Annotated in this window: 23 protein-coding genes; 18 read left to right on the top strand and 5 right to left on the bottom strand. The window is 30.9% G+C overall.

Annotation, left to right across the window (positions count from 1 at the left end; genetic code table 11):
• Window positions 1-101 precede the first annotated feature (101 nt).
• Window positions 102-1,706: a 2-succinyl-5-enolpyruvyl-6-hydroxy-3-cyclohexene-1-carboxylic-acid synthase gene (gene menD / locus GCL60_RS00590; RefSeq protein WP_153417913.1), complete on the top strand. Its 1,605-nt coding sequence runs from the start codon at window positions 102-104 to the stop codon at window positions 1,704-1,706.
• Between the two features lie 12 nt (window positions 1,707-1,718).
• On the opposite strand, the gene GCL60_RS00585 is transcribed toward menD, so the two are convergent.
• On the bottom strand, window positions 1,719-2,156 hold the full coding sequence (locus tag GCL60_RS00585) for a hypothetical protein (protein ID WP_153417912.1): 438 nt from the start codon (window positions 2,154-2,156) through the stop codon (window positions 1,719-1,721).
• Window positions 2,157-2,202: 46 nt separating this feature from the next.
• Window positions 2,203-2,814 (bottom strand): tetratricopeptide repeat protein, encoded by a 612-nt coding sequence (locus GCL60_RS00580; RefSeq protein WP_161998022.1) that lies wholly within the window; start codon window positions 2,812-2,814, stop codon window positions 2,203-2,205.
• 157 nt (window positions 2,815-2,971) lie between these two features.
• Between GCL60_RS00580 and GCL60_RS00575 the strand changes: the two genes are divergently transcribed.
• The 5 genes from GCL60_RS00575 (at window position 2,972) to GCL60_RS00555 (ending at window position 8,170) form a co-directional block, all read left to right on the top strand.
• The gene (locus tag GCL60_RS00575) at window positions 2,972-4,231 is read left to right on the top strand and encodes an adenylosuccinate synthase (protein WP_153417910.1); all 1,260 of its coding nucleotides are present in this window, start codon (window positions 2,972-2,974) and stop codon (window positions 4,229-4,231) included.
• Between the two features lie 120 nt (window positions 4,232-4,351).
• Window positions 4,352-5,620 (top strand): diphosphate--fructose-6-phosphate 1-phosphotransferase, encoded by a 1,269-nt coding sequence (locus GCL60_RS00570; RefSeq protein ID WP_153417909.1) that lies wholly within the window; start codon window positions 4,352-4,354, stop codon window positions 5,618-5,620.
• Window positions 5,621-5,794: 174 nt separating this feature from the next.
• A complete protein-coding gene (locus GCL60_RS00565) occupies window positions 5,795-6,262 on the top strand; it encodes a Dps family protein (RefSeq protein ID WP_153417908.1) in 468 nt (155 codons plus the stop codon).
• 86 nt (window positions 6,263-6,348) lie between these two features.
• A complete protein-coding gene (locus GCL60_RS00560) occupies window positions 6,349-7,344 on the top strand; it encodes a fatty acid desaturase (RefSeq protein WP_153417907.1) in 996 nt (331 codons plus the stop codon).
• A gap of 55 nt (window positions 7,345-7,399) precedes the next feature.
• The gene (locus tag GCL60_RS00555) at window positions 7,400-8,170 is read left to right on the top strand and encodes a thioesterase II family protein (RefSeq protein WP_153417906.1); all 771 of its coding nucleotides are present in this window, start codon (window positions 7,400-7,402) and stop codon (window positions 8,168-8,170) included.
• Between the two features lie 440 nt (window positions 8,171-8,610).
• On the opposite strand, the gene hisS is transcribed toward GCL60_RS00555, so the two are convergent.
• Window positions 8,611-9,948, bottom strand: coding sequence for a histidine--tRNA ligase (gene hisS / locus GCL60_RS00550; protein WP_161998021.1), 1,338 nt, complete (start codon window positions 9,946-9,948; stop codon window positions 8,611-8,613).
• 229 nt (window positions 9,949-10,177) lie between these two features.
• Between hisS and GCL60_RS00545 the strand changes: the two genes are divergently transcribed.
• From GCL60_RS00545 to GCL60_RS00520, 6 genes are read left to right on the top strand one after another with little or no spacing between them, the layout of a single operon-like run.
• A complete protein-coding gene (locus GCL60_RS00545) occupies window positions 10,178-10,963 on the top strand; it encodes an isoprenyl transferase (RefSeq protein WP_153417904.1) in 786 nt (261 codons plus the stop codon).
• A gap of 10 nt (window positions 10,964-10,973) precedes the next feature.
• Window positions 10,974-12,761 carry a site-2 protease family protein gene (locus tag GCL60_RS00540; protein WP_153417903.1) on the top strand — a complete coding sequence of 596 codons (1,788 nt, stop codon included), beginning with the start codon at window positions 10,974-10,976 and terminating at the stop codon, window positions 12,759-12,761.
• Between the two features lie 16 nt (window positions 12,762-12,777).
• Window positions 12,778-13,419, top strand: coding sequence for a hypothetical protein (locus GCL60_RS00535; RefSeq protein ID WP_202613977.1), 642 nt, complete (start codon window positions 12,778-12,780; stop codon window positions 13,417-13,419).
• Window positions 13,416-14,315, top strand: a complete 900-nt coding sequence (gene pssA / locus GCL60_RS00530) for a CDP-diacylglycerol--serine O-phosphatidyltransferase (protein ID WP_153417902.1) — start codon at window positions 13,416-13,418, stop codon at window positions 14,313-14,315. The genes GCL60_RS00535 and pssA overlap by 4 nt, the downstream gene beginning before the upstream one ends.
• Window positions 14,316-14,339: 24 nt before the next feature.
• Window positions 14,340-15,422, top strand: coding sequence for an aspartate-semialdehyde dehydrogenase (locus GCL60_RS00525; protein WP_153417901.1), 1,083 nt, complete (start codon window positions 14,340-14,342; stop codon window positions 15,420-15,422).
• A 17-nt stretch (window positions 15,423-15,439) separates the two neighbouring features.
• A complete protein-coding gene (locus GCL60_RS00520) occupies window positions 15,440-17,956 on the top strand; it encodes a hypothetical protein (protein WP_153417900.1) in 2,517 nt (838 codons plus the stop codon).
• A gap of 6 nt (window positions 17,957-17,962) precedes the next feature.
• On the opposite strand, the gene GCL60_RS00515 is transcribed toward GCL60_RS00520, so the two are convergent.
• A complete protein-coding gene (locus GCL60_RS00515; protein ID WP_153417899.1) occupies window positions 17,963-18,223 on the bottom strand; it encodes a hypothetical protein in 261 nt (86 codons plus the stop codon).
• A gap of 93 nt (window positions 18,224-18,316) precedes the next feature.
• On the opposite strand from GCL60_RS00515, the gene GCL60_RS00510 reads away from it, so the two are divergent.
• The 6 genes from GCL60_RS00510 to GCL60_RS00485 all read left to right on the top strand — a co-directional run bounded on the left by GCL60_RS00510 (window position 18,317) and on the right by GCL60_RS00485 (window position 22,495).
• Window positions 18,317-19,273 carry a hypothetical protein gene (locus GCL60_RS00510; RefSeq protein ID WP_153417898.1) on the top strand — a complete coding sequence of 319 codons (957 nt, stop codon included), beginning with the start codon at window positions 18,317-18,319 and terminating at the stop codon, window positions 19,271-19,273.
• A 92-nt stretch (window positions 19,274-19,365) separates the two neighbouring features.
• Window positions 19,366-20,019 carry a YceI family protein gene (locus tag GCL60_RS00505; protein WP_161998020.1) on the top strand — a complete coding sequence of 218 codons (654 nt, stop codon included), beginning with the start codon at window positions 19,366-19,368 and terminating at the stop codon, window positions 20,017-20,019.
• A 52-nt stretch (window positions 20,020-20,071) separates the two neighbouring features.
• Window positions 20,072-20,422, top strand: a complete 351-nt coding sequence (locus tag GCL60_RS00500; protein ID WP_153417896.1) for a hypothetical protein — start codon at window positions 20,072-20,074, stop codon at window positions 20,420-20,422.
• A gap of 35 nt (window positions 20,423-20,457) precedes the next feature.
• On the top strand, window positions 20,458-20,814 hold the full coding sequence (bufA1, locus tag GCL60_RS00495) for a BufA1 family periplasmic bufferin-type metallophore (RefSeq protein WP_153417895.1): 357 nt from the start codon (window positions 20,458-20,460) through the stop codon (window positions 20,812-20,814).
• A 5-nt stretch (window positions 20,815-20,819) separates the two neighbouring features.
• The gene (locus tag GCL60_RS00490) at window positions 20,820-21,662 is read left to right on the top strand and encodes an MbnB/TglH/ChrH family RiPP precursor modification enzyme (RefSeq protein WP_161998019.1); all 843 of its coding nucleotides are present in this window, start codon (window positions 20,820-20,822) and stop codon (window positions 21,660-21,662) included.
• A complete protein-coding gene (locus tag GCL60_RS00485) occupies window positions 21,659-22,495 on the top strand; it encodes a hypothetical protein (RefSeq protein ID WP_153417893.1) in 837 nt (278 codons plus the stop codon). The genes GCL60_RS00490 and GCL60_RS00485 overlap by 4 nt, the downstream gene beginning before the upstream one ends.
• On the opposite strand, the gene GCL60_RS00480 is transcribed toward GCL60_RS00485, so the two are convergent.
• Window positions 22,482-23,501 carry an adenylyltransferase/cytidyltransferase family protein gene (locus GCL60_RS00480; RefSeq protein WP_161998018.1) on the bottom strand — a complete coding sequence of 340 codons (1,020 nt, stop codon included), beginning with the start codon at window positions 23,499-23,501 and terminating at the stop codon, window positions 22,482-22,484. The genes GCL60_RS00485 and GCL60_RS00480 overlap by 14 nt on opposite strands.
• Window positions 23,502-23,638 lie beyond the last annotated feature (137 nt).

Here is a 23,638-nt window from a genome sequence, read left to right as displayed (position 1 = left end):
GAGTTTTAAAAAATAATTTTGCTCTATGATCCCTACTAAAAATTATGCTATGGAAATTTGGTGGGGTTCATTCCCTCGTGTAAATTTTTAGGGAAAATCAAATGAATAGAGAATATTCAAGAGAAATAATTTGCAATCTTCTAGAATGGGGGGTTGAAGAATTTTACGTTTGCGCTGGAGCTCGCGATATTCCTTTAATTGAAACTGTTTGCAATATTAAAAGCAATCATAAAATCGTCTTTAATCACTTTGAAGAAAGATCCGCTGCTTTTTATGCTTTAGGAAGAATAAAATCTTTAAAAAAACCTGTTGCTATTATCACGACTTCAGGGACGGCAGTAGGAGAATTGCTTCCGGCAGTTATGGAGGCATATTATTCCAACTTGCCATTAATTTTAATAACAGCTGACAGGCCTAAATCTTATCGAAGCACGGGATCTCCCCAGAGTGCAGAGCAAAAAGATATTTTTGGAGTTTATGTGAGCGCCTGTTTTGATCTTTCCCCAGGGCAGCGCTTTGATTTATCAAACATTCCAAAGAATAAGCCTTTACATTTTAATATCTGTTTTGATATTCCTTTACAAAGCGGAGATATTAAAGAAATTCCTTTTATTCAGAACGATAAAAATATAAATTTGCAGGAAATAAATTCAAGGTTATTTGATCATAATAAGAATAAATTAGAAAGTTTTATTTCAAAAAGTAAAAACCTACTTGTAATTATTTCACAATTAAATGAAAATAATTACACAGGAATTATTGAATTTATAAAGAACTTAAATGCACCAGTATACTTAGAATCTATTTCAAATATAAGAGAATCTAAAGATCTTGTTCATTTAAGAATAAATTGTGCAGACAAAATATGGGCTCATTCTATTAAATCGGATTTTAAAATTGATTCTATTTTAAAGATTGGCGGCACACCAACACACAGAATATGGAGAGATTTAGATGAGACTTACAAAAATATAAAAGTTTTATCTATTTCAAATAGTAATTTTCCTGGCATGCCAAACACAGAAAGTATAAATACTCCTGTTGAATTATTTCTTTCAAATATAAAAATAAGAAAATATTCATTTGATGATTCTAAAATAAATCAATTTTTAAGTTTAGATAAAAAATGTTACTTAAAATTAAATGAATTATTTGAAATTTATCCTGAAGCTGAGGAGTCTATTTTTTATCACTTATCCAAAATAATAGAAATAAATTCTCGAGTTTATTTAGGAAATAGTTTACCCATTCGAAATTGGGATTTATCTGCATCTTATGACTATAAAAACTTTAAAATAGATGCTTCTCGTGGTTTAAATGGAATTGATGGTCAAATATCCTCATTTCTAGGTTTTGCAGATGAATTTTCTTCGGAAAATTGGGGCATATTTGGTGATTTAACAACACTATATGACATGGCTGGTTTATGGATGTTAAGTCAAAGACCCAATTTAATTACCAACATTGTTATCATTAATAATAAAGGCGGAAAAATATTTAATAAAGTTTTAAAGGGAGAAGCCTCAACTTTATGCCAAAATAATCATGATTTTGATTTTAAATATTTAGCTAAGTTTTGGCGAATCTCTTATGAATTGCATAAAAATAGTAAAAATATTCAAACTTCCAAAAAATCTAGAATCATTGAAGTTCAACCAGATCCATTCCAAACAGATTTATTTTCAAAACATTATTCAGAAATTTAAATGGAATTATGATTATTTAATATATTTTGCATTTGGATCATCTTCACCACATTCCAAATTTCCATATTTTGACTTGCAATCCGTTCCACATTTTACTTCACCAAATCGAATGACACATTCATAAAATGGCTTAGAAGCACAACCAGATACTGTAACACTTTCTTTGCAATTATAACCACAAATAACACCATTTATATTTTCAATACATTTTTCGTCTTTTTCTCTTTTGCAGTCAGCGCCAAATATTGTTTTTTTACAATCATATCCGCAAAATTTGCTACCTTTAAACTCTACACATTCCCTTTTTTTTTCAGGTTTATTATTATTTTTTTCTTCAACAGTAACTTCAACCCCACAAAAAATTCCTTTATCATTTTTAATACATAACTCTTTAGAAAAAGAGAAAATAGGAAATAATAAAGTACATACTAATACAAAAAATAACTTCATATATCGATTTCTTTCTAAGATAAAAACAAAAAATATTATTAACTTTTTAAGCTAATAATTTACTTTCCATGTCTTTAGCAGAGTTTGGATTCGTAATAAAGTTTTCTTTTGATTGCATGCACTGTGATTTTAAATTTATTGCAATAGGATGATTTGGATCGATCGTAAGAATATGATTTATTTGTTCTAATGCTTCATCATATTTTTGTAGTTCAAGATAATTTCTTGCTAGTTCAATAATATAATCGGTGTTTTGATATAGTGCTATTGCTTTTTTAATTTCCTCCTCTGCTTCAGAAAAGCGACGAACGGATTGATAAAATAAAAACATATCATAATGTTTTTGAGCCAGAAGTGTTCCTTCTCTTTTGCAAGCATCTGCAAATCGAGTCGCCGCCTCATCATAAAACCCAAGATCACTCAAAATAATAGAGGCATTAAATTGAGCTTCTATAAAATTACTATCTGAAGCTACGGCTCTATCAAAAAAACGAAGAGCTTCAGGAAGATCTCCTTTCATTAAATATAAAATACCCAATTCATTTAGCCAATCAGCTTTTTCGCCGTTTTGTTGGATTTGAACTAATCCAATATTTTCAGCTAAATAAAAATCTCCAGCAAACAAGGCGGAACGAAAGTCATTCAAAGAGTTCTGCACAAAATTTCTCCTATCAAATGATGCACAAATCATACCTTAAAATGTTGAAGATTAAAAATGGATGTGTGAGAGTTGCGCGAACAGAAATCTGTTCTTATTTCACAAAGCAAATACACACATAGAAGTGATTGTATAGAAAAACACTTGGGAGAAAAGAATGAAGCTACAACATGGATCTGCCACACTCGTCCTTGGAGTCCAATATGGTGACGAAGGAAAAGGAAAGCTTGTAGATGTTCTTGCAGAGCAAGCAGACCTCGTTTGCCGTGTGCAAGGCGGTAATAATGCTGGACATACAATATGGGTTAACGGCGAAAAAATTGTGACTCAGCTTCTTCCATCTGGTATTTTAAGAGAAAATTGCGAAATTGGAATTGGAGCAGGAGTTGTCGTTGATCCTTTTGTGTTAAGAGATGAAATTAAAAAAATAAAGGCTCAAGGATACGATATTACTCCAGAAAGACTACACGTAGACTACCGTGCAAGTGTAATTTTACCATACCATAAAAATATGGATCTCAAAAGAGAGCTAGAGCGTTCAAAAAGTACCTCAAAAATCGGAACAACTGGAAGAGGCATTGGCCCAACATATGCAAGCCGTGCTTATAGAGAAGGACCACGAATTGCAGAAATTGCAAATCCAGATAATTTTAGAGCATGGCTAAAATCACAGCCCCAATTAAACGAAGGTTTAGAACCAAAAGTTCTTGAAGAATTCCTTGAAACAGCTGAACAACTTAGACCATATATGAAAGACCTCGCCATGATTGCCAACAATCGTATGGCTCAAGGCGGTAGACTTTTATTGGAAGGCGCACAAGGCGCTATGCTAGATGTTAGCTTTGGGACATATCCTTTTGTAACATCCAGTAATTTAGTTTCTGGCTCATGTGCTGGCGGTTTAGGCATTCCTCCTTGGAAGATCACAAATATTGTTGGTGTTATTAAAGCCTATTCTACAAGAGTTGGTAATGGACCTTACCCTGCTGAACTCTTTGGTGATTTTGCAGATGAACTTCGCAAACGTGGAAATGAATTTGGGACAAATACAGGTCGTCCACGTTCCGTAGGATGGCTCGATCTTGTTGCACTTCGTTACCTTACCAAAGTAAATGGCCTAACAGGTTTAGCTATTATGAAAGCAGATGTTCTTGCAGGACTTGAGCATATTGGAATTATCACATCATATCGTGACAAGAGAACACAAAAAGAAATGGTCGGCTATCCAATGACACCATCTGCATGGGAAAGCGTTGAACCTGTAATAGAATTTGTTGATGGCTGGGAAGAAGTTGCATCAGGACAAAATCTAAATAAACAATATAAAGCTTTTATTAAAAAAGTAGAAGAATTTATAGATGTCCCTAGCGTTTATATTTCTACAGGCGCAGAAAGAAGTGAAGGGCTTTGGATGTAATTATTAAGGACAAGCCACTTGATATTGCATTTAATATTCGGTAGTGTAAGTTAATAAATGTAATTTAACAATTATAGCATCTCAAATTGCTATAATTTTTTATTTTTGGAGATTTCACTCATGACACTTCAAGGTAATGCTCTTATAATTCAATCAGGTGGGCCTACCGCTGTGATCAATCAATCTCTTGCTGGAATTATGGGAGCAAGCAGAGACTATCCAGATAAAATTAATCATGTATATGGAGCATACCATGGACTCCATGGTGTTCTCTATGAAAATCTAATTGATCTTTCTAGTGAAGATACCAGAGTTTGGCGCACAATAGCCAATTCTCCAGGAGCTGCGTTAGGCTCTGCCCGCATTAAACCAAGACACAGTGATCTTAATCGCATTTTTGAAGTTTTTACAGCCCACAATATTAAGTTTGTTTTTTATAATGGTGGTAATGACTCTGCTGAAGCAGCACAACTTATTCGTGAAGAAGCAAATAAACGTCAATATGATGTTCGTATTCTACATATCCCAAAAACAATTGATAATGACTTAATGGTAACAAATCATTGCCCTGGATACGGAAGTGTTGCAAAGGTTGTTTCTCACATTATTGCTGGAGATGACCTTGATAATAGAAGTTTTTTCAATAGTGTTAAAATAAATGTTGTTATGGGCAGACATGCTGGTTGGATCGCTGCAGCTACGGCATTAGCAAAAAAAGGCCATATTGATATTGAAGATGATGATGAAGTTGGTCCTCATCTAATTTATCTTCCTGAAGTTGAATTTAATGAGAAGAAATTTTTATCTGATGTTCAAAAAACCTATAATCGTATTGGCAGAGCTACTATTGTTGTAGCAGAGGGAATTGCAGATCAACTTGGTGAAGAAAAATTTGCTGGTGAAAAAGATGAATTTGGTAACGCCCTATTATCAAGCTCAGGAAAACTTGGCGATTATTTATCAAATTTAATCAAGAAAAACTTAGTATATAATACAGCATTTGGAAAGTTACGCTGCCGTGCCGATACCCTTGGTTATTTACAAAGATCTCTTGCTGGAATGGCTTCTCCTACTGATCAAGCCGATGCCTTTTTAGTAGGATCCATGGGAGTTCACTATATGATGAAAGGAGAATCGGATAAAATGGTTACATTAATCCGCCTGCCTGGAGATACTTATAAATGTGAAACTTCACTTTGTGATTTAAAACTTGTTGCTCAAAAAACAAAATTAATGCCTAAGAGTATGATTAATAGTGAAGAAAATGGGGTTACAGAAGAATTTTATCAATATGCTATGCCACTTGCCGGAATTGTTCCTGAGATTCATGCCTTAAAGCCAAAACATATCAAAAAAAGATTATTAGATTACGTTCGCCCAGATAAATAGCTGAGATCGATATTAATACTCTTACCCTACTTAACTTCATAAAACCAATAACAAAAATATAAATAATACTAATTATATATTTAGAATTAGTCTAAATTACTAGTAACTCCCCAAAAAGTATGCTAGCCTGAAAATATTGAAGGAAAATAAACTTCATTTCTGAAAGGAAAACGTATGAAAGCAAATATAGGAATAAATAAATCGGATAGCGCTAAAATTGTAGAAATACTTTCTCACTACTTAGCAGACTCGTACTATTTATATTTAAAAACTCACAATTTCCATTGGAATGTGACGGGAATGTATTTTGAAAACCTTCACAAGTTATTTGATACACAATATAATGCTCTATTCGATAGCTTAGATGAAATAGCAGAACGTATTCGTTCTTTGGGAGAATTTGTTCCTGCAACATATTCCCAATTAAAAGAATTAACTTGTCTTAAAGAAACAAAAGAAGTTCCAAAAGATAGAGAAATGATCAAAATATTATTAGAAGATCACGAAACTATCATTCGCAACTTAAGATCTTGGATCGAAGAAACAAATAAAGCTGGAGATGCAGGAACAAGCGATTTTCTAACCGCTCGCATTGAAGAACATGAAAAAACAGCCTGGATGTTAAGAAGTCATTTTGACTAATCCAGGATTCATTCAAAAAAAGGATTTGACTCTTTTAATTAAATATAATAAACAAAATTATATATAATATTAAAAGGTTAAATAAAATGAATGAGCAAAATTGTTCTAATGCTGAATTAGAAAAAAACATTCTTCATAAAAATATAAAAGATATTTCTGATACTTTAAACTTTATTCATTCAAAAGAAAAAATAAAATATTTTAAAAAATTGGAAAACCCATCTTCTCTTTTTTCAACATTTTTAATTTTGTATCTTTGGAGTGGCATTTTCATTGGCTGGTATTTAACCGCAGGGATTCACTTTTTATTTTTTCCTATATCTATAGTTATAATTAGTATTAATCAAAGAACTCTTCGCAATATTTTACATGACGCTTCGCATAATAATTTATATTCCAATCAAAAATTAAATGAATATTTATCAAATTTTTTTGCAGGATATCCACTATTTGAAAAAACAAAATATTTTAGAAAATCTCATTTAGCACATCATCGTTATTTAGGAATAAAAAACAAAGATCCAGACTTTGTTTTTATAAATGAACTTGATCCAACTCAAAAAAAAAGTTGTTACCAAATTTATATAATGGCAATTCGAAATAAAAAATGGCTTAAAAGTTCTAATTTTGGAAATTTATATTATTTTAATTATAAAGAAATTTTAGAAGTTTTTTTCTGGTGGTTTATTTTTTTAGTTACTTTAATTTATATTTTTTCATTAAAAAAAGTAATTATATTCTTAATACTTTGGTTTGTATCAAAAGCAACATTATATCATTTTTTAAAAGTATTTATGGAAATTTCAGATCATGCTGGACTTGAAATCAATGGAATTATAAAAAGTACAAGATCAATGCCAAATAAATTATCAAGTATGATTTTTTTTCCTTTTGGAGATAACTATCATTTAACACACCATCTTCTTCCAAAAATCCCAACTATTAAATTAAGAAAAGCCCATAAAATATTAATTGAGTGGGATAATTACCAAAAAGCTTGTTTTCCCAAAAGATATTTTTTTGGTAGAAAATCTGTGATAATGAATTGGGTAATTCATCGAAAGAAAAGTGATTTTACCTAATTCTTCAAATTTAATTTTAATGAATAATTATTAAAAATTATTCTTTGGAGATTTTATGATAAAATACAATAAATATATTTATAAAAAAAATGAAATTAAAGATCCAAAATTAAGACTTTTAATCAATCATCATGCAGGTGGTTCTTCTACAACTTATTTTAATTTTTGCAATTTTTTTCCAGAAAATTGGGATATCTGTTTTTTAGATCTTCCAAATCGAGGGATAGATTTTTCAGAAGATTTTGTTAGAAATAGAGATGAATTACAAAATTTTGTTGATAAATATTTAAAAAATTTAAATGATGTACCTCTTGCTCTTTTTGGACACAGCTTAGGCGGTTATATTTCATATGAAATTGCACATCAATTATCTTTCCAAAAAGAAAACTCACTGATATGGCTTGGAATATCAGCAACAAAACCTCCCAATTTAATAAAAAAAGATGTTTCTTTACCTGAATATCTAAATTCATCTGAACAATTAATCAAATGGATGAAAGATATAGGGGGAACACCTGATGAATTTTTTAACTCATCTGAACTTTTAAATTTATTTTTGCCTGTTATAAAAAATGATTTAACTCTATTTCATAATCTAAATAACAATCCTATTTATTTTGAAAAACTTAAAATTCCAATTTCAATTTTTTCAGGAATGAAAGATATGAAAGCTTCACCAATTGAAATGTCAAATTGGAGAAACTTTACAGAAAATGAATTTTCACAAAATGAATATGAGGGTGGTCATTTTTATTTTCAAGGAAAAGAAAAAATTTTAGTGAACAGCATCTTAAATAGCTTAAATAAAATAAGCATTTCCAATTAAATTTTTATGAAAAAAATACTATAAAATATTGAATAAATAATTTGAAGAATTTTATCTATTTTTAAATTCTATTTTGAAGAAAATTCAAAATAGAATTTAAGCTACTTGCTTAATTTGCAAGAAATAAAAGATAGCTCATATGAAACCTTTATGGAATATAATCTTGTCAATAAAGAAATTTTATTAATTCTAAATATTCCAAAATAATTAATTTTAAATATAAGTAAATTTTTATAAAAAAAATATGTGAAAACATCTATGATTTTATAATTCTTTATTACATTGAAGAAATGACTCTAAAATTCAAATATCCTATATATTTAAACAAAAAATTCTGGCTGCAATGCAAGATGATATGATTATACATTTTTATTAGATCAGTAAAAAATGTAATATCTTACATTTATACAAATTAAAATAATTTAACATTATAATAAATATCAATTCATTTTTAGTTTTTTATAAAAAAGATCAAAGCCTTCCTTTTCATAATTATAAATCTCTTGCTCGCCAGTTAATAACCATTTTACACAAAAAGTATTATTGACCATTTCATCATTTCCACGAAATGCTACAGCCTTTGCTCCTACTTTTTCGGCATTTTGAATTTGTTTTCCAAATTTACTTAAAGTAACTGGAGATTCTGTGTTTAATCCTAGAGCTCTTAATTCTTTCGACAATTTTAATGCAGAAATACGATCAGATTCAGAAAAACGGATTACACAAACATCTGTCTCTTTTTTTAATTCAGGAAGATAACCATGTACTTCCATAAAATTTATGATAGCGACATCGCCCATTCCATAGCCTACACCTGCTAAATCATCACCACCAAAAGCAGCAATTAAATTATCGTAACGGCCACCACCAAATAATGCTCTTTGATTATCTGGATGTTTATCAAATACTTCAAAGACCATTCCTGTATAATAATCAAACCCACGCATAATTTCAGGCGAAAATTTAATCACTTTTTCAGAAGTAAGTTCTATTAAAGAATCAATTCTATTTTTTAATTCTTTTGCAGGAGCGGCATAATCGCCTAATAAAGAAATGATTTCTTCAATAGATGAATTTAAGAATTGATCTAAATTATTTGTTTGGTCTTGAGTTAAATTTAATTTTTTACATTCAACACTAAACTCATCAGAACTTAATTTATCTTTTTTATCTAAAAGTCTTAAAAGAGAAGATATGTTACCTTCTGGTACATTCATAATATTGCTTAAAAATGAATTAATAATTCCCCTATGATTTATTTTTACTTCAAAATCTTCATATTTTGCACCAACACATTTAAGAACATCTACTGCTGATAAAATAATTTCTATGTCTTCATCTAAAGAATTACCACCAAAAATATCAACATTTAATTGATCAAACTCACGAAGACGTCCTCTTTGCGGACGTTCAAAACGCATACATGTTGGAATACTATACCAGCGTATTGGTTTTAATAATTCTTTTTGTTTTGAAGCAACCATTCTTGCCAAAGTAGGAGTCATTTCAGGGCGAATAGCGAGAGTTCTATCCCCTTTATCTTTAAAAGAATAGAGCTGTTCTCTCACAATTTCTTCACTTGATTTTGCCGCATATAATTCAAGATGTTCAACAATGGGACCATTATATTCTTCGTATCCGAAGGAGTGCATTAATTTATGAATTTTCGAGTATACATAATTTTGTAGGCGTTGGTCATTAGGGAAAAAATCTCTTGTCCCTCTATATCCTTGTGTGCTTAATACGGTTTTTTTATTTTGGGAGAGATTAGAAGACATATTTAATCCTGCTTTAGATAAAGGCATTTAAAGTTCTCAACAGAGCATGCTAAGGTAATGCGATAGATAAGTGCTGTCAATTCTAAATCAACTCATAAGGAAGCTTGATCTTAAGTCTTTAGTTGTGCCAGATTGCACAATTGTAATTAGGATAATTATCTAGCCTTCAAGCTCGGTAATTAAGAAATGTGTATTTATTTATCAAGGCAGTTATAATACAGGCAAAACTATGAATATATATTGTGATAAATCGAAACTTAATCCTCTGAAACTACCCCGTCACATAGGAATAGTTATGGATGGAAATGGAAGATGGGCTTCAAAAAAACACTTACCAAGAATTGCAGGACATCGCAAAGGTGTGGAACGCGTCCAAGAAATAACTGAGTTTTGTGGAAATATTGGCATTGAAGCACTAACCTTGTTTGCTTTTTCTGATGAAAACTGGCGCCGTCCAGAAGAAGAGGTAGGCGGTATAATGGGCTTATTAAGATGGTACATCCGAAAAGAGCATAAAAGAATTACCGAAAATAATGTTAGATTTAGGGTTATCGGAGATCGTAGAAAACTTTCTTCAGATATCATAGAATTAATCTCAGCACTTGAAAAAGACACTTATCATAATACAGGGATGCATCTATGTGTTGCTTTAAGTTATGGTTCTCATGGTGAAATTCTAAGAGCAGTAAGAAAAATTGTTGAAAAAGTAAAAGAGAATCTAATTTATCCTGATGACATTGATGAGCAAATTTTCGAAAGTTGTTTAGATACTCAAGGACTCCCTCCTCTAGATATGTTTATCAGAACTAGTGGAGAATATCGTGTTAGCAATTTTTTACTTTGGCAACTTGCTTATGCTGAGCTTTTTTTCAATGAAGTATTGTGGCCTGATTTTGATACAGAAAAGTTGATTGAATTATTAAAACAATACTCGTTAAGAGAAAGACGTTTTGGAATGACTCCAGAGCAAGTATCATTAAAACAAAATGAATCCGCTATTTATTTAAAGAGGTAAAGTAACAAGAATGGAAATTCTTCAATCTATTTTTTCTAATACAATTATTGCATTTATTATTTTAATAGGCGTTGTTGTTTTTGTCCATGAATTAGGTCATTTTATAGCAGGTAAAGCCTTTGGAATTGAAGTGGAAGAATTTAGTATTGGATTTGGACCAAAAGCATTTTCTATACGTAAGGGAAACACAGATTATCGAATTAATTGGCTTCCACTAGGTGGATATGTTCGATTTTATGGTTCCGACATTGAACAAATAGTTCCTTTAGAAAAAAGAGAAAAATCTTTTTTACATGCAAAAGTTCATAAAAGAGCTATCGTCTCTTTCGCAGGACCTTTTGCTAATTTTGTATTAAGTTTTATTGTAATGACGTTTATCTACTTTCATGGTCTTCCTTTTAAACCAGCAACAATCTATGTTTTACCTAATTCTGTTGCAGAAAAGTCTGGTTTAAAAACTGGTGATAAAATTTTAGCTATTGATAATAAAAAAATTGAAAATTGGTCTGATCTATCTGCTAAAATTAATTCTTCACCTGAAAAAAATTTATCACTTCAAATTGAAAGCAATGGATTAAAAAAAGAGCTAAAAATCACTCCTTCTAAAGAAGAAATTGAAACAGCATTAGGTAACAAACAATCTTCTGGTCGAATTGGAATATCAGCCCTTTTTAATTCTTCCCATGTTCACATTAGTAAAAATAGTTTTTTTCAAGCTATCGGGTTACAAAATGGCGATCAAATCACTAGAATTCAAGATAAAAATATTCAATTTTTTTATGAAATAACTCAGAAATTAGAGTCAATTACACAATCTCAATCGGATTATTCTCTTGCCGAAAAAATTCATCTTAATAAAATAGTAAATGAAAAATTTGAAATTGAGTTCTTAAGATTAAATAAAAAAGAAACAATTCATGTTTCTTTAAATGACCCTAATATAAAAAAATGGTCTGAAAATTATTTAATAAATAAATCAAATCAAAAAATAGATTGGTCAAAAGATCTTATTTCTTCAGATCAAACAATTTCAAATTATCAAGCAGTGCCTAACAATGACAAACTCATTCCCGCGATAGAAGCATGGAAAAATTGTGGACTAAAAACGGGTGATACTATTTATTCTATTGAGGGTGTTGGTCGTATTTTTTCTATATTGCAAATATATTCATGGCTCGATACCGCTCCAAAGTCATTGCAATTAAATCAAAATAAAACAGATAAATTGAATGTTCAAATGCAAGTTTTTAATAAAAATGGAAATTTAGAAAATTTAAAATGCTCCATTCCATTAAGAAACGGATTTGATCATTTAAACCGTGCTCAAGTCTTTATGGATTTCCCAATCCAGTTTATGTCACAAAGTGTTACAATGCCAAATGAAATTTCAAAAGCAATTTCATTTTCTGAAGCAGTACAAAAAGGATATAATGCTGTTTTAAATCAACTCTATTTGACATATAATGCAATTAAAATGTTATTTACAGGATCAATCCCTTTATCTAATTTAGGTGGCCCAATTGCAATTGCAAATGTGGCAGGTGAAGCAGCAAAAGGCGGTTTCATTATTTTTCTAATGACTATGGCTTTTATAAGTACTAATATTGGAATGATGAATTTACTTCCATTACCTGCACTTGATGGCGGTTATTTATTTCTAAATGCTGTTGAAGCTGCTTTTGGAAAACCATTGCCAAAGTCTGTTCAGATAACAGTCCAACGAATTGGAATATTTATTATATTAGGTCTTTTTATTATTGTTTTTTACAATGATATATTAAGATTAATTCGTTTTTAATTTAAAGGAACAGTTTGTGTTCACAGACCAGTTACAGTTTCCATTTGCACTTATTCTTACCCATAGACGAGGTGTTGGTATAATAATTTGTAAAAATAATTCAGAATTAAAATCTTTAATACAAAACAAATCTGGTTTTACGAATATATTAAATTCAAAAATAAATTTAATTGACTCCAATATAGAATATTTTTTAAAAGAAAAAACTTTATTTTCTAGAGTCATTGGAAAAACGGCAGAAAATTTATTTACAGTCTATCAGAGATCACTTGAAATTGTTTCTTTAACTTCTCAAGATATAAAAACAATTATTGTTGGAGTAGGCCCTGGCTCTTTTACAGGCTTAAGATTAGGATGTGCTTTTGTAAATGGGCTTAAAACAGGGGCAAATCAATTAAATTTATTACCTGTCTCTACATATTTAACAAATGAATTATTAGACATTTGTAAAATAAATCATTGTGAATTTGAATGTAAACAACAATTAGGTGATTTTGATTTAGATGATGAATCAACAGGGTTTATCACCTTTTTTGATCTATATTTTAGTCTTAAAAAAGCATGGGAAGACAAACGGAATTATGTTGAATCACTCTCTCCCGAATACGGAAAAGAGCCAGGTCCTGTCTTAAAATTAAGAGAAGGAAACAATTTATGAATCCAGAACTACACGAAAATTTAAATAATAAAGAAAATAATGTATCTCACCTTATAGATAAAAAGCGTAAAGTTAAATCTAGTATTTATTTGTTACCTAACTTAATCACTTCTGCCTCTCTATTTTTTGGTTTACTTGCCATAAAATATTCAATAGATGGTAGGATGAATGGCAACATGCAAGAATTTGTTTTTGCTGCGTATGCTATTTTGGCTGCTGGATTATGTGATGGTCTAGATGGTAGCGTAGCGCGCTTAACGCATACTCAAAGCTCTTTTGGAGTCCAATTAGACTCATTATGTGATCTCGTTTCATTTGGAATTGCCCCAGCCATTGTCATTTATAACTACGCACTAAATGATTTTTTTAGACTTGGATTTTGTGTTGCCTTTATTTTTGCAGCGTGTGGTGCTTTGCGTTTAGCACGCTTTAATGTGCAAAGTGAAATGGGCAAAACAAGTGGTAATTTTACAGGTCTTCCAATTCCAATGGCCGCTGCTCCTTTAGCCGTATTTATTATGGCACAAAACGAGCTTGCTTCTTGGACTCTTGCCGATCATTCTAAATGGGAAGTTCTACTTGCACAGACCCTTACAATTCCTGAAGTAAGAAATATTACTTTATTAATTATTATGTTTTTACTTGCTCTCGGAATGGTATCTACTTTTGAATATTTAAGTCATAAATCTATGCGGTTACCAAGAAAAAGACCATTTCGTGTTTTATCTGCCGTCTTAATTATATGCGCCATTATATTTATTTTACAATTTGTTGTTTCCTTAGCTCTGTTTTTAATAATATACTGTTTTCATGGCCCTGTTTTATGGATTTTCACAAGAAAAGATAAAGCAGAAGAGGAAGAGGAACTATTTGAGGCAGGAAATAATTCGGAGTAATATTTTCAAGTTGAGGTTTTCATTATGCTAGAGTTAACAATTGGAATTGTGGGTGCAACAGGAGTTGTGGGACAAACCGCATTAGATATTCTTACCGATGATTTTTCTGGATTTAAAGTTAAAAAATTAAAATTATATGCTTCTCGTGCTTCAGCGGGAAAAACAATTTCTTTTAAAAATAATAAAGTAACAATAGAAGAACCATCGCTTTCTTCAATGCTAGAATGCAACGCACTTTTATTTGCAACAGATGCCGCTATTTCAAGTGAATATATTCCTAAATTAGCAGAAAAAGGCATTCTTTGTATTGATAAATCGTCTGCTTTTAGAGCGCACCCTTCTGTTCCATTAGTTGTTCCAGAAGTAAACGGAAATTTATTAAGCCCAGAAAATCTTTCAAAATTTCCAGTAGTCGCAAGTCCAAACTGCTGTACCATTCCACTTGTTATGGCTTTAAAGCCTTTACAAGAAAAATTTGGATTAAAACGAGTTATTGTTTCGACTTATCAAAGTGTATCAGGAGCTGGAAAACCAGCAATTGACATTTTAACCGATGAATCTAAAAACTTTTTTGTCAATCATGATCTAACATGCGGTAAATCGGAACTCTTCCCAAAGTCTATTGCATTTAATGTAATGCCTTATGTAGCTGGTATTTTAGAAAACGGGGATACCGATGAAGAATCTAAAATCATAGCTGAGACAAGAAAAATTCTTGCTTCTCCTAATTTACCTGTTGCAGCAACCAGCGTTCGAGTTCCAACATTTGTAGGCCACGGCGAATCTGTTACTTTAGAATTCTCTTCAAAAGTAACAGCATCACAAATTAAAGAAGAGCTTTCCCATTTTCCAGGAATTTGTGTAATCGATGAAAAATCAATGTTAAATGAAGATTTAAATCATTTTGGCATGTTTGTGACTCCTCGCGAAGCTCATGGAAAAGACGAAGTTTTTGTAAGCCGAATTCGTAAAACAGATGTGTTTGATAACGGAATTTCTCTTTGGATTGTTTCGGATAATCTTCGCAAAGGCGCTGCATTAAATGCAATTCAAGTCATAAATACTTGCGCATTAAATGGTACAATTCAATCAATTTTAGCAAAATAATTTTTGAAAGAAATAAAATGAAAAATATATTTTCATTGATATATATAGCAGTTGTCTGTTTATTTACGAGTTTTACGTATGCTCAAAGTTTAGCACCGTGTTCGGATTGTACGCCATCGGCAGCAACGATTGAAATTTATGCTCCTAATAGCACTACTTCAACTTTTGCACCTCCCTCACAATACCAAACAGCAGGTTCAATAGGCAAATTAGTTCTAACTTATCCAATATCGATAAGCATTCCAAGTGGAATTACGTTTAAACATGACCCAACACAATGGGGTGTTGCCATTGGAGCAACAACTGGGAATTATCTTAAGTACTATCAAGCAGCTACTTTTTCAAATGGGGTAACAGTAACCTCTGATGTAGGAGGATTTAATACTTCTACTTATAAAGGCTCGATTAAAGTTACAATTGATTTTACCAAAGCAAATAATATTTTACCAAACGATATCATTGGCGCCATTTCAAATGGCGGCATACAATTTACGCCATTTTATAATGGAATCTCAACTCCTGGGGGCACAAGCTTTTATTGGCAGGCAGACACAGGTGCAATGGTAAATGCTCCAAGCATTTCTGTAAAAGCTCAAGACAGCGCTTTTGTTGTTACGTTATCTGCGCCTTCGAGTTTAAATGCCGTTGAGCAAGCTACAGCAGGAACATTAACAGCTACAGCCAATCCAAACACTTTATCTGGTTACGTTATTGTTTATTGGCTTGATAAAGACGCTAATGGAAAATCGACAGGTTGTGGCGCCAGTCCTGGAAATTGGCAGTTTGCTATGAATTCTGTTTCTTTAAAAACGGCTTCTACCACACCTTATACTTGCACCTACACACCTTATCAATCCAGTTTTATGTCTGGAGGATCATCAAGTGCAATCGGTTGTTCATCCGTTGCCCCTTCAAGTCTTTTTGCAACAAATTCAATTTCATTAACAGGAGATTTAGCAGCAATTCCCTATACTCCCGGTATTACCAATCCTTCACAAATTTCAAGTGATAGTAATGGAACACCTTCAGGTTGTTACAATGTTGTTTATGTTCCTGGTTCACAAAGCTCTTGGAGTAAAGGCAATATCAGCAATGGAGCGATTTACGGAGTTATGGCTTGGGCTCTTAATAACGCTTATGACTCAAGTTCAAAAACACTAAGTCCGAATTACAGCCTTGCTCATTCTAATATTAGTTACGTTACAGGAATAAGCCTTCCCTTAGCAAGCACAGATAAATCCCCTAATCTTCCAAAAACAAAAGATTGTTTTGTTGTAACAGCAGCTTCTGGTGATATTAACAGTGATTCTGTTTTTTATTGGCGTATATTAAGAGATACTTATCTTACTCCTATGGGAATTACTCCATTTTATTATAAACATGCTCAGGTTTGGGCAAATTGGCTAGATGAAAATCCAAAATTAAAACCTGCGTTTAATTTGTTTTTTGAATATTCTGGTAAAGCACTTTATCGACTATCAGGATATGCAAAAAAATCAGGTGAATTCTTAGAATCTCTATTACAAAAGGCAGGTTCTATTTGGAATCAAGAAGCTTCTGCACAAGAAATTCCGGAGTCTCCTTTGCAAAACGAGATAAAAGAAAACCCAAATATAAAAACAGAAGAACCAACTAAACAAGAGAATTTAAGTAACACAAACGATAAAGCTAAAACTGAAGAACCTACTAAATTAGAAGAACCTGCTAAGCAAGAGAATTTAAGTAATTCAAGCGATAAAACTAAAACTGATGAGTCAGTTAAATTAGAAGAACCTGCTAAAAAAGAAAACTTAAGTAACACAAGTGACAATTCTAAAGAAGAAGACCCAGCTAAAAAAGATGTCATAAATAAAAATATTATGCCTCCATCTATTGATAAACCCAAAAAAGATAAAGAAACATATAAATCAAATGCGGTTTCAAATAAAGATAAACAACCAAATTATGATCTATTTTTATCAGGTGGTATTTTAATTCCTACTGACGATAAAGTTTATTATGATAAATACTATAATTCTCAACCAACCGGACATTTTGAAATAGGCTCAAATTATTTATTTTGGTTCGGAAATTTTGGCTTATCTACAGGAATTTTAGGACGCTATTTATTCAATACAAGCACAAGCAGCACAATAATGCTTGGCACACAGCAAACCTACACAAGAAAATTTTATGCATTAACTGCCGAAGCCTTATTAGGAATAAGGTACCGGAATCCAAGTTGGTCTTATATTCAACCAGGAATATTTGTCGGTGTAGGTGGTACCCGTTTTAGAGAAGACGCATCAACAGATGCATCAAATAATACAACAAACAAGCCATTAGGAATAACTCAATTTAGTCCTATTTTTGAATTTGGTGGAAATTTAGATATTAGTTTAGTTCCCATATTTGATGTTTATCCTGGTGAATTAGGTATTTTATTAACAGATATTTTATTTAGAGTTTCTGCTTCTTATAATGTCAATCCTAGCCAAGCATTATCTTCTACCGGATTATTACTCCAAGGTGGATTTGTATTTTTGTTAGAATAAAAAAGCTTATCCAACATTTCTTCGAAACCACATTCTATCCTTTTCAAAAATAAGACAAGGATAGATTAAACGATTGAAGTCTCGCCAATACTTATCAATAGATAAATCGACGGTTCGTGCATATCTCATATTTTTAATAATATCTTGAATTATCCAATAAACATCAACAGGAATAAAAACTTCAAGTTCTGGTATCGTTTTGTCTGCTTGTATAGGATCTGGTCTTAATTCTGGTATATCTGCAATGGTTAAAAATCTTTGTATCATTTCAAATACCTCATTAAAATGGGGTTTGCCTTACCTTTCGGATAATTTACGTTAGTATTTAATATGGAAGAAATTTGATTTTGGAGGATTGCTGTGAATTTAAGAAACTTTTGGGAAAGAGGCGGATTTAAAGTACTTGCCGTTGCAAGATTAGGCTCCTGCAGTTACTCGCTCGTATTTTATATCTTAAATTGTTATGCAGCTGGAATTGATGAAATTGTATCAAGCACAGTTGAACTTTCTATATTACTAGGAGTTCCCGAAAGACAAGTAAAATTAGCGGTTGAAGAGTTGTCAGAAAGTAACATTCTAAGCGTAACAAAAAAACATGAAAAAACTTTAGTTCTAAAAATGAATCTCGATCCCGAAAAATGGAAAAATCTAAGAAGTACTCCCGAACCTAATAAAAGAATTCTTGGGGATGCTAAAAATCTACATTCTCTTATTCCACAAAAGAAAATAAATTCTAAGGTTCGTCCTGTAAAAGTTTCCCTATCAAGTGAAGAAGCGCTTATTTTCCCAAAAAAAATGGAATCAAAAAATAAAAAAATGAATGAAAATAATAAAATTTTAGATGAAGATGTAAATAAAATTTTAGATATTTTCGGAAAATACCACAAAGAAAAAATAGATTTAAATAAAGAAACAAATTTTGCTAAGCTATTATTAGAAAATCATCCAACAGATCAAATTATTTCACTCATTCAATTTTTTTCAAAAGAAATTCCTTCTCTATCTATGTTGGTCGGTGCTTGGTTTCATTATATGAACAAATATAGAGAAGAAACTTCTGAAGTTGATGATCTTAATGCTTTTAGAAAAAAACACGAAGTGTTTGATGAAAAAATAAGAAACCTTGCATCATTTGAATTAAAAAAAATTCAAAAAGAGAAAAAAAATATATCTGCGGACGAAGAATTATTACTTCATATATTAATAAGACATGAACAACCTCGAAAACAACTATATTGGGCTTTAAAAGCAAGAGAAAGATATCCATCTTTAAAAGTTTTTTTAGATAGGGCAAAAGATTCTGTTAATTTAAACTAAACAGAAAAATAGAAATAAAATTTGACATGTTTATTTTTGAAATCTATTTTGATACTTTGCATACTAATGAATTTTTTACTAAGGAGATGTTAATGATCGCTAATAAAGTTACAAAGGTATACTTGTTTTCAACACTCTTAGCTTTTCCTTTTTATGCGCTTGCAGAAACAAAAAGTCCTGATTCTCAAAAACAAGGTACTATTGTAGCGGCTGCAGAAAGTCTACAAAACTATGTTATAGATCAAGATCATTCAAAAGTTTCTTTTGAAGTAGCGCATCTTGTTATTAGTACAGTAACAGGAGAGTTCAAAAAATTTAAAGGAACATTTAAATTTAATCCAGAAGATCTATCTCAAACTCAAATTGAAGCAACAGCTGAAGCAGCATCAGTGGATACATCTGTAAAAAAACGTGATGACCATCTTAAAAGTGCCGATTTTTTCGATGTCAAAAAATTCCCTACTATGTCATTTAAATCAACGTCAGCTAAAAAAACAGGTGACAATTCTTTTGAATTAGTTGGTGACTTAACAATACGTGGAGTTACAAAACAAGCTACTTTTAAAGTAACTCATAAAGGACAAATCAAATCAAAAGATAAAGTAATGCAAGCCTTTAAGGCAACAACAGAAATAAATAGAAAAGATTTTGGAGTCAATTTCCAAAATATTGTTGAAGCGGGTCCCGTTGTAGGAGATACTGTTACGATAAATATTTCTTGCGAAGGTTCACGTTCTGTTAAATAAATCTGTTATGATAATGTCCTAATTTATTTTATTTCCTAAAGGAGGAATGTATATGTCAAGTAAGAATAAGCTATTAGTATGCGCTGCTGTTGCTGGTCTTTCTGTTGGTATAGTTTCTGCTGCAAGTGCTGCAGAAGTGAATTGCTGGGGAGTTAATAGCTGCGGTGGGAAATCTGCGGGTAAAGATAAAGCACAATGCGCTGTAGATGCAAAACATGTAGAAGCTGCGAAAAAAGAATTTGGTGACAAATATGCAAAAGCAACTGCTCATAAATGCGGTGCTGAAGCTAAATGCGCTGGAAAAGGCGGAAATTTAAATTGGACAAAAGTAAAAACAAAAGAAGATTGTAAAAAACTTGGCGGGTTTTTAATGGATAAAGAAGGCAAAATAGAAAAACTTTAATTTTAAATTTCAATTTTTAACTTTTGGGGGCAGTTATGAAAAAAAGAGAAATTATATTAGCCGCTGCATTAAATGGTATTTTTTTAAGTGCAAAGGCAGATTCTCCAGCTGAAACAATTGTTACCCAAGAAGTTGAAAAATGTTATGGAATTCAAAAAAAAGAACAAAATGGATGCTCTATTGATAAAGAAGAAATTGCCGCAGCTAACGCTGCATTCAAAAATAAATACAAAAAAAGTACAACTTTTGAATGCGCCGGCAATGTCCCTGGATCAGATAAAAAGGGGCATCTTGCTTGGGTCTATGTTGCTAAAGGTTCTTGTCATAAAATTGAAGGTGGGTTTTTAATAAAAAAAGACTCAAATGGGAAAAAAATAGTCGATAAAGGTTAATTAATGTGTCTTTTCCTCAAAGTAACTCTGATGAAACATTAAGTATTGAAAAAATAGGAATATTTGGGGCTGGCCTTCGTGCAGCCCATTATTCTTTTTGGCATGAAATAAAAGAGCTCCCAACTTTAGAAATTATGGCAGATAATTATATGTATTTAAAAGGAGGACCTGGTTTATACCATATGCGTCGTATTACAGAAAGAACAAGTACTGTTGTTCACGGAGTTGGTTTAAATTTAGCTTCTGCTTTCGGCTTAAATAAAGAATATTGTTATTTATTAAAAAATCTATGTGATTCTATTCAACCTAAAGTCGTTTCTGATCATCTTTGTTTTTCTGCGAATCCGACTCATAATAGTTTTGATCTTTTACCAATTCCATTTACATCTGTTTCTTTAAATTTACTTTGTGAAAATGTAAATATTATTCAAGATATTCTAAAAAGACAATTTTCTATAGAAAATATTTCTTCTTATATTTCATATAATGAAAGTACATATTCAGAAATTGAATTTATAAACGAGATATGTAAGAGAACAGGATGTGGCGTTTTATTAGATGTTAATAATATTTACGTTTCCGCATTTAATCATGGCTATGATCATAAGAAAGAAATTGAAAAAATAAATCCAGACTACGTAAATCAATACCACATTGCTGGCCATTCAAAAATGGATGATTATTTATTTGATACGCACGATTCATTAGTATGCGATCCTGTTTGGGATCTTATGAAATGGGCATTAAAAAATATTGGAAGTCGCCCTGTTATTATAGAAAGAGATGATGATATTGCTCCTTTTCATGAAATTATTTATGAAATTAATTATGGAAATAGAATATCATGACAATAAATGATCTTAAAAAAATTCAAAACTTTTTTTTAGAAACCATAACATCTAATCCAAATATAAATATTCACGAAATTCTTGAAAAAAAAGAAATGGATATTTTTGAGAAAAAAACGGCTCATAGACTTGAAGCGTATCGGGTTTCTTATTATAGCAGAATTTCATCTGTTTTTTCAGAAACTATATTTAAATTAGCAAGTTTACTATTTGGCAAAGACTTAATTAAAAGTTTTCTAATAGAATACTTTTATCAAAACCCAACACCAAGCCACATGGAAGAATCTATTCGGGAGTTTCCATACTTTCTTGAAAAATTAGATGAAATTCAAGAATGCCCATTTGTTCCCGATTTTATAAAACTTTGCATAAATATTTCTGATATTTTAGCTGCCCCAAATCCAAAAGAGTCTTTACTCATAAAAAATTCAACAACTGTTCCTCAGCCAAATGAAATTTTTCTGCAAGAGGAACATATATTTTTGCAATCACAGTGGCCTATTTTTCAAATGTATTGCTCTGCAAAAAATCTTTCCGAATTATCAGAATTAAAAAGTACAACAGAAGAAATATTAGAAGAAAAAAGAATTGAAGAATTAAGCTCTATAAAAAATACAAATGAATCTATTTTAATTTTTAAGAGTTGTGAATGGAGTTTAGAAACTATTTTAATCCCAGAAGATTTTATTTCTATTATGCATGGCTTGTCAAAAAAACAAAACTTAGAAAACGCAATAGAAAATGCAGATATTAATGAAGATCTTTTTGATATTTCAAAACTATCAGAATGGATGTCTTTAATGACAAAACACTCCGCATTTATGAAGAAGTAGTATTTAAAAACCAACTCATAATTTGAAAATGATCTGAATATATTTGATTTTCTAATAAATGAATATCATCTAATAATATCCATTCAACATGCTCAGAATTTTTTCCAGGTAACACGACTGGTAAATTTTCATGATTTAATTTAAAATAAAATGTATTTGATTTTTGAACTCCAATTGGATATCGCCCAGAATAATCAAAAATACGATGATTCAATAATTCAAAATTTAATTTAATACTGGAATTTTTAAAAATAATTTCACTTAATATACTATTTTTAGGATCATTTTGATTTAACTCTTCAATTTCTGGCATAGAAAATAAATGTTTTCTTAATGTTTGTTTACTTTTCAACAATAATACATAATTATTACAAATTATAAAAACATTAAAAACATCATTATTCATATTTAATTTAGTATTTGATAACATTTTTTGAATATAGTTGTATTTTTCTTTTATTATTTTAAAAGCATTTTTTTTCCGATAATTCTTAAGCCAGTTTGATATAGGTTTAGGGGTTTTATCATAGGCTGATTTTAAATTTTCTGATAAAAAATAAGCTTTTCTAATATCTGTTGCATTTATTCCTTTAAAGTTTCCCGTTTCCAAAAAAAACCATTGCGGAAATACTTTTAAATAATAAGAAGAAGAATCTTTTTCATGACCAATTATCGCAATGGGAAGATTTGTATCAATTAATTTTGCAACTTCGCCTTTTACATTTTGGATCCATAATTGTTCACAGTATAATCTATCTCTGACATACACAAAATCAATTCTATTTAATTGTTGTTTTGTTAAACAAGTCTTAATCATTTGAATTCGCTCTTCGATACTCCATGGCCCTCTTATTGATGGAGATAGATAAGCTCCACCTAATACAAGGATAAGTCGATGCGATTTTTGTAATGCAGATTTAATGCTGTTTAAATGCCCATTATGAAAAGGCTGGAACCTCCCAATATAAACGCTTGCTGCATAAGGATATTCTTTTGAATTTGTCATTTTTAAACCTCGTACTTTTAACATACAATTTAGATGTATAATAAAAAATAGAGTCTTCCTAGTGCTTGACACTTATATATAACAGTAATACAGTTGTGCGACCATTCGTTTTGTTGACGAATGCTATATTTCTAATC

The sequence above is a fragment of the Silvanigrella paludirubra genome (assembly GCF_009208775.1).
GTDB lineage: Bacteria > Bdellovibrionota_B > Oligoflexia > Silvanigrellales > Silvanigrellaceae > Silvanigrella > Silvanigrella paludirubra.
This window is presented reverse-complemented; position numbering and strand designations above follow the sequence as displayed.

What these genes read in the sequence shown, in the direction of transcription:
- menD (WP_153417913.1), top strand. Translation starts at nt 102, where the DNA reads ATGAATAGAGAATATTCAAGAGAAATAATTTGCAATCTTCTAGAATGG.
- GCL60_RS00585 (WP_153417912.1), bottom strand. Translation starts at nt 2,156, where the DNA reads ATGAAGTTATTTTTTGTATTAGTATGTACTTTATTATTTCCTATTTTC.
- GCL60_RS00575 (WP_153417910.1), top strand. Translation starts at nt 2,972, where the DNA reads ATGAAGCTACAACATGGATCTGCCACACTCGTCCTTGGAGTCCAATAT.
- GCL60_RS00570 (WP_153417909.1), top strand. Translation starts at nt 4,352, where the DNA reads ATGACACTTCAAGGTAATGCTCTTATAATTCAATCAGGTGGGCCTACC.
- GCL60_RS00565 (WP_153417908.1), top strand. Translation starts at nt 5,795, where the DNA reads ATGAAAGCAAATATAGGAATAAATAAATCGGATAGCGCTAAAATTGTA.
- GCL60_RS00560 (WP_153417907.1), top strand. Translation starts at nt 6,349, where the DNA reads ATGAATGAGCAAAATTGTTCTAATGCTGAATTAGAAAAAAACATTCTT.
- GCL60_RS00555 (WP_153417906.1), top strand. Translation starts at nt 7,400, where the DNA reads ATGATAAAATACAATAAATATATTTATAAAAAAAATGAAATTAAAGAT.
- hisS (WP_161998021.1), bottom strand. Translation starts at nt 9,948, where the DNA reads ATGTCTTCTAATCTCTCCCAAAATAAAAAAACCGTATTAAGCACACAA.
- GCL60_RS00545 (WP_153417904.1), top strand. Translation starts at nt 10,178, where the DNA reads ATGAATATATATTGTGATAAATCGAAACTTAATCCTCTGAAACTACCC.
- GCL60_RS00540 (WP_153417903.1), top strand. Translation starts at nt 10,974, where the DNA reads ATGGAAATTCTTCAATCTATTTTTTCTAATACAATTATTGCATTTATT.
- pssA (WP_153417902.1), top strand. Translation starts at nt 13,416, where the DNA reads ATGAATCCAGAACTACACGAAAATTTAAATAATAAAGAAAATAATGTA.
- GCL60_RS00525 (WP_153417901.1), top strand. Translation starts at nt 14,340, where the DNA reads ATGCTAGAGTTAACAATTGGAATTGTGGGTGCAACAGGAGTTGTGGGA.
- GCL60_RS00520 (WP_153417900.1), top strand. Translation starts at nt 15,440, where the DNA reads ATGAAAAATATATTTTCATTGATATATATAGCAGTTGTCTGTTTATTT.
- GCL60_RS00515 (WP_153417899.1), bottom strand. Translation starts at nt 18,223, where the DNA reads ATGATACAAAGATTTTTAACCATTGCAGATATACCAGAATTAAGACCA.
- GCL60_RS00505 (WP_161998020.1), top strand. Translation starts at nt 19,366, where the DNA reads ATGATCGCTAATAAAGTTACAAAGGTATACTTGTTTTCAACACTCTTA.
- GCL60_RS00500 (WP_153417896.1), top strand. Translation starts at nt 20,072, where the DNA reads ATGTCAAGTAAGAATAAGCTATTAGTATGCGCTGCTGTTGCTGGTCTT.
- bufA1 (WP_153417895.1), top strand. Translation starts at nt 20,458, where the DNA reads ATGAAAAAAAGAGAAATTATATTAGCCGCTGCATTAAATGGTATTTTT.
- GCL60_RS00485 (WP_153417893.1), top strand. Translation starts at nt 21,659, where the DNA reads ATGACAATAAATGATCTTAAAAAAATTCAAAACTTTTTTTTAGAAACC.
- GCL60_RS00480 (WP_161998018.1), bottom strand. Translation starts at nt 23,501, where the DNA reads ATGACAAATTCAAAAGAATATCCTTATGCAGCAAGCGTTTATATTGGG.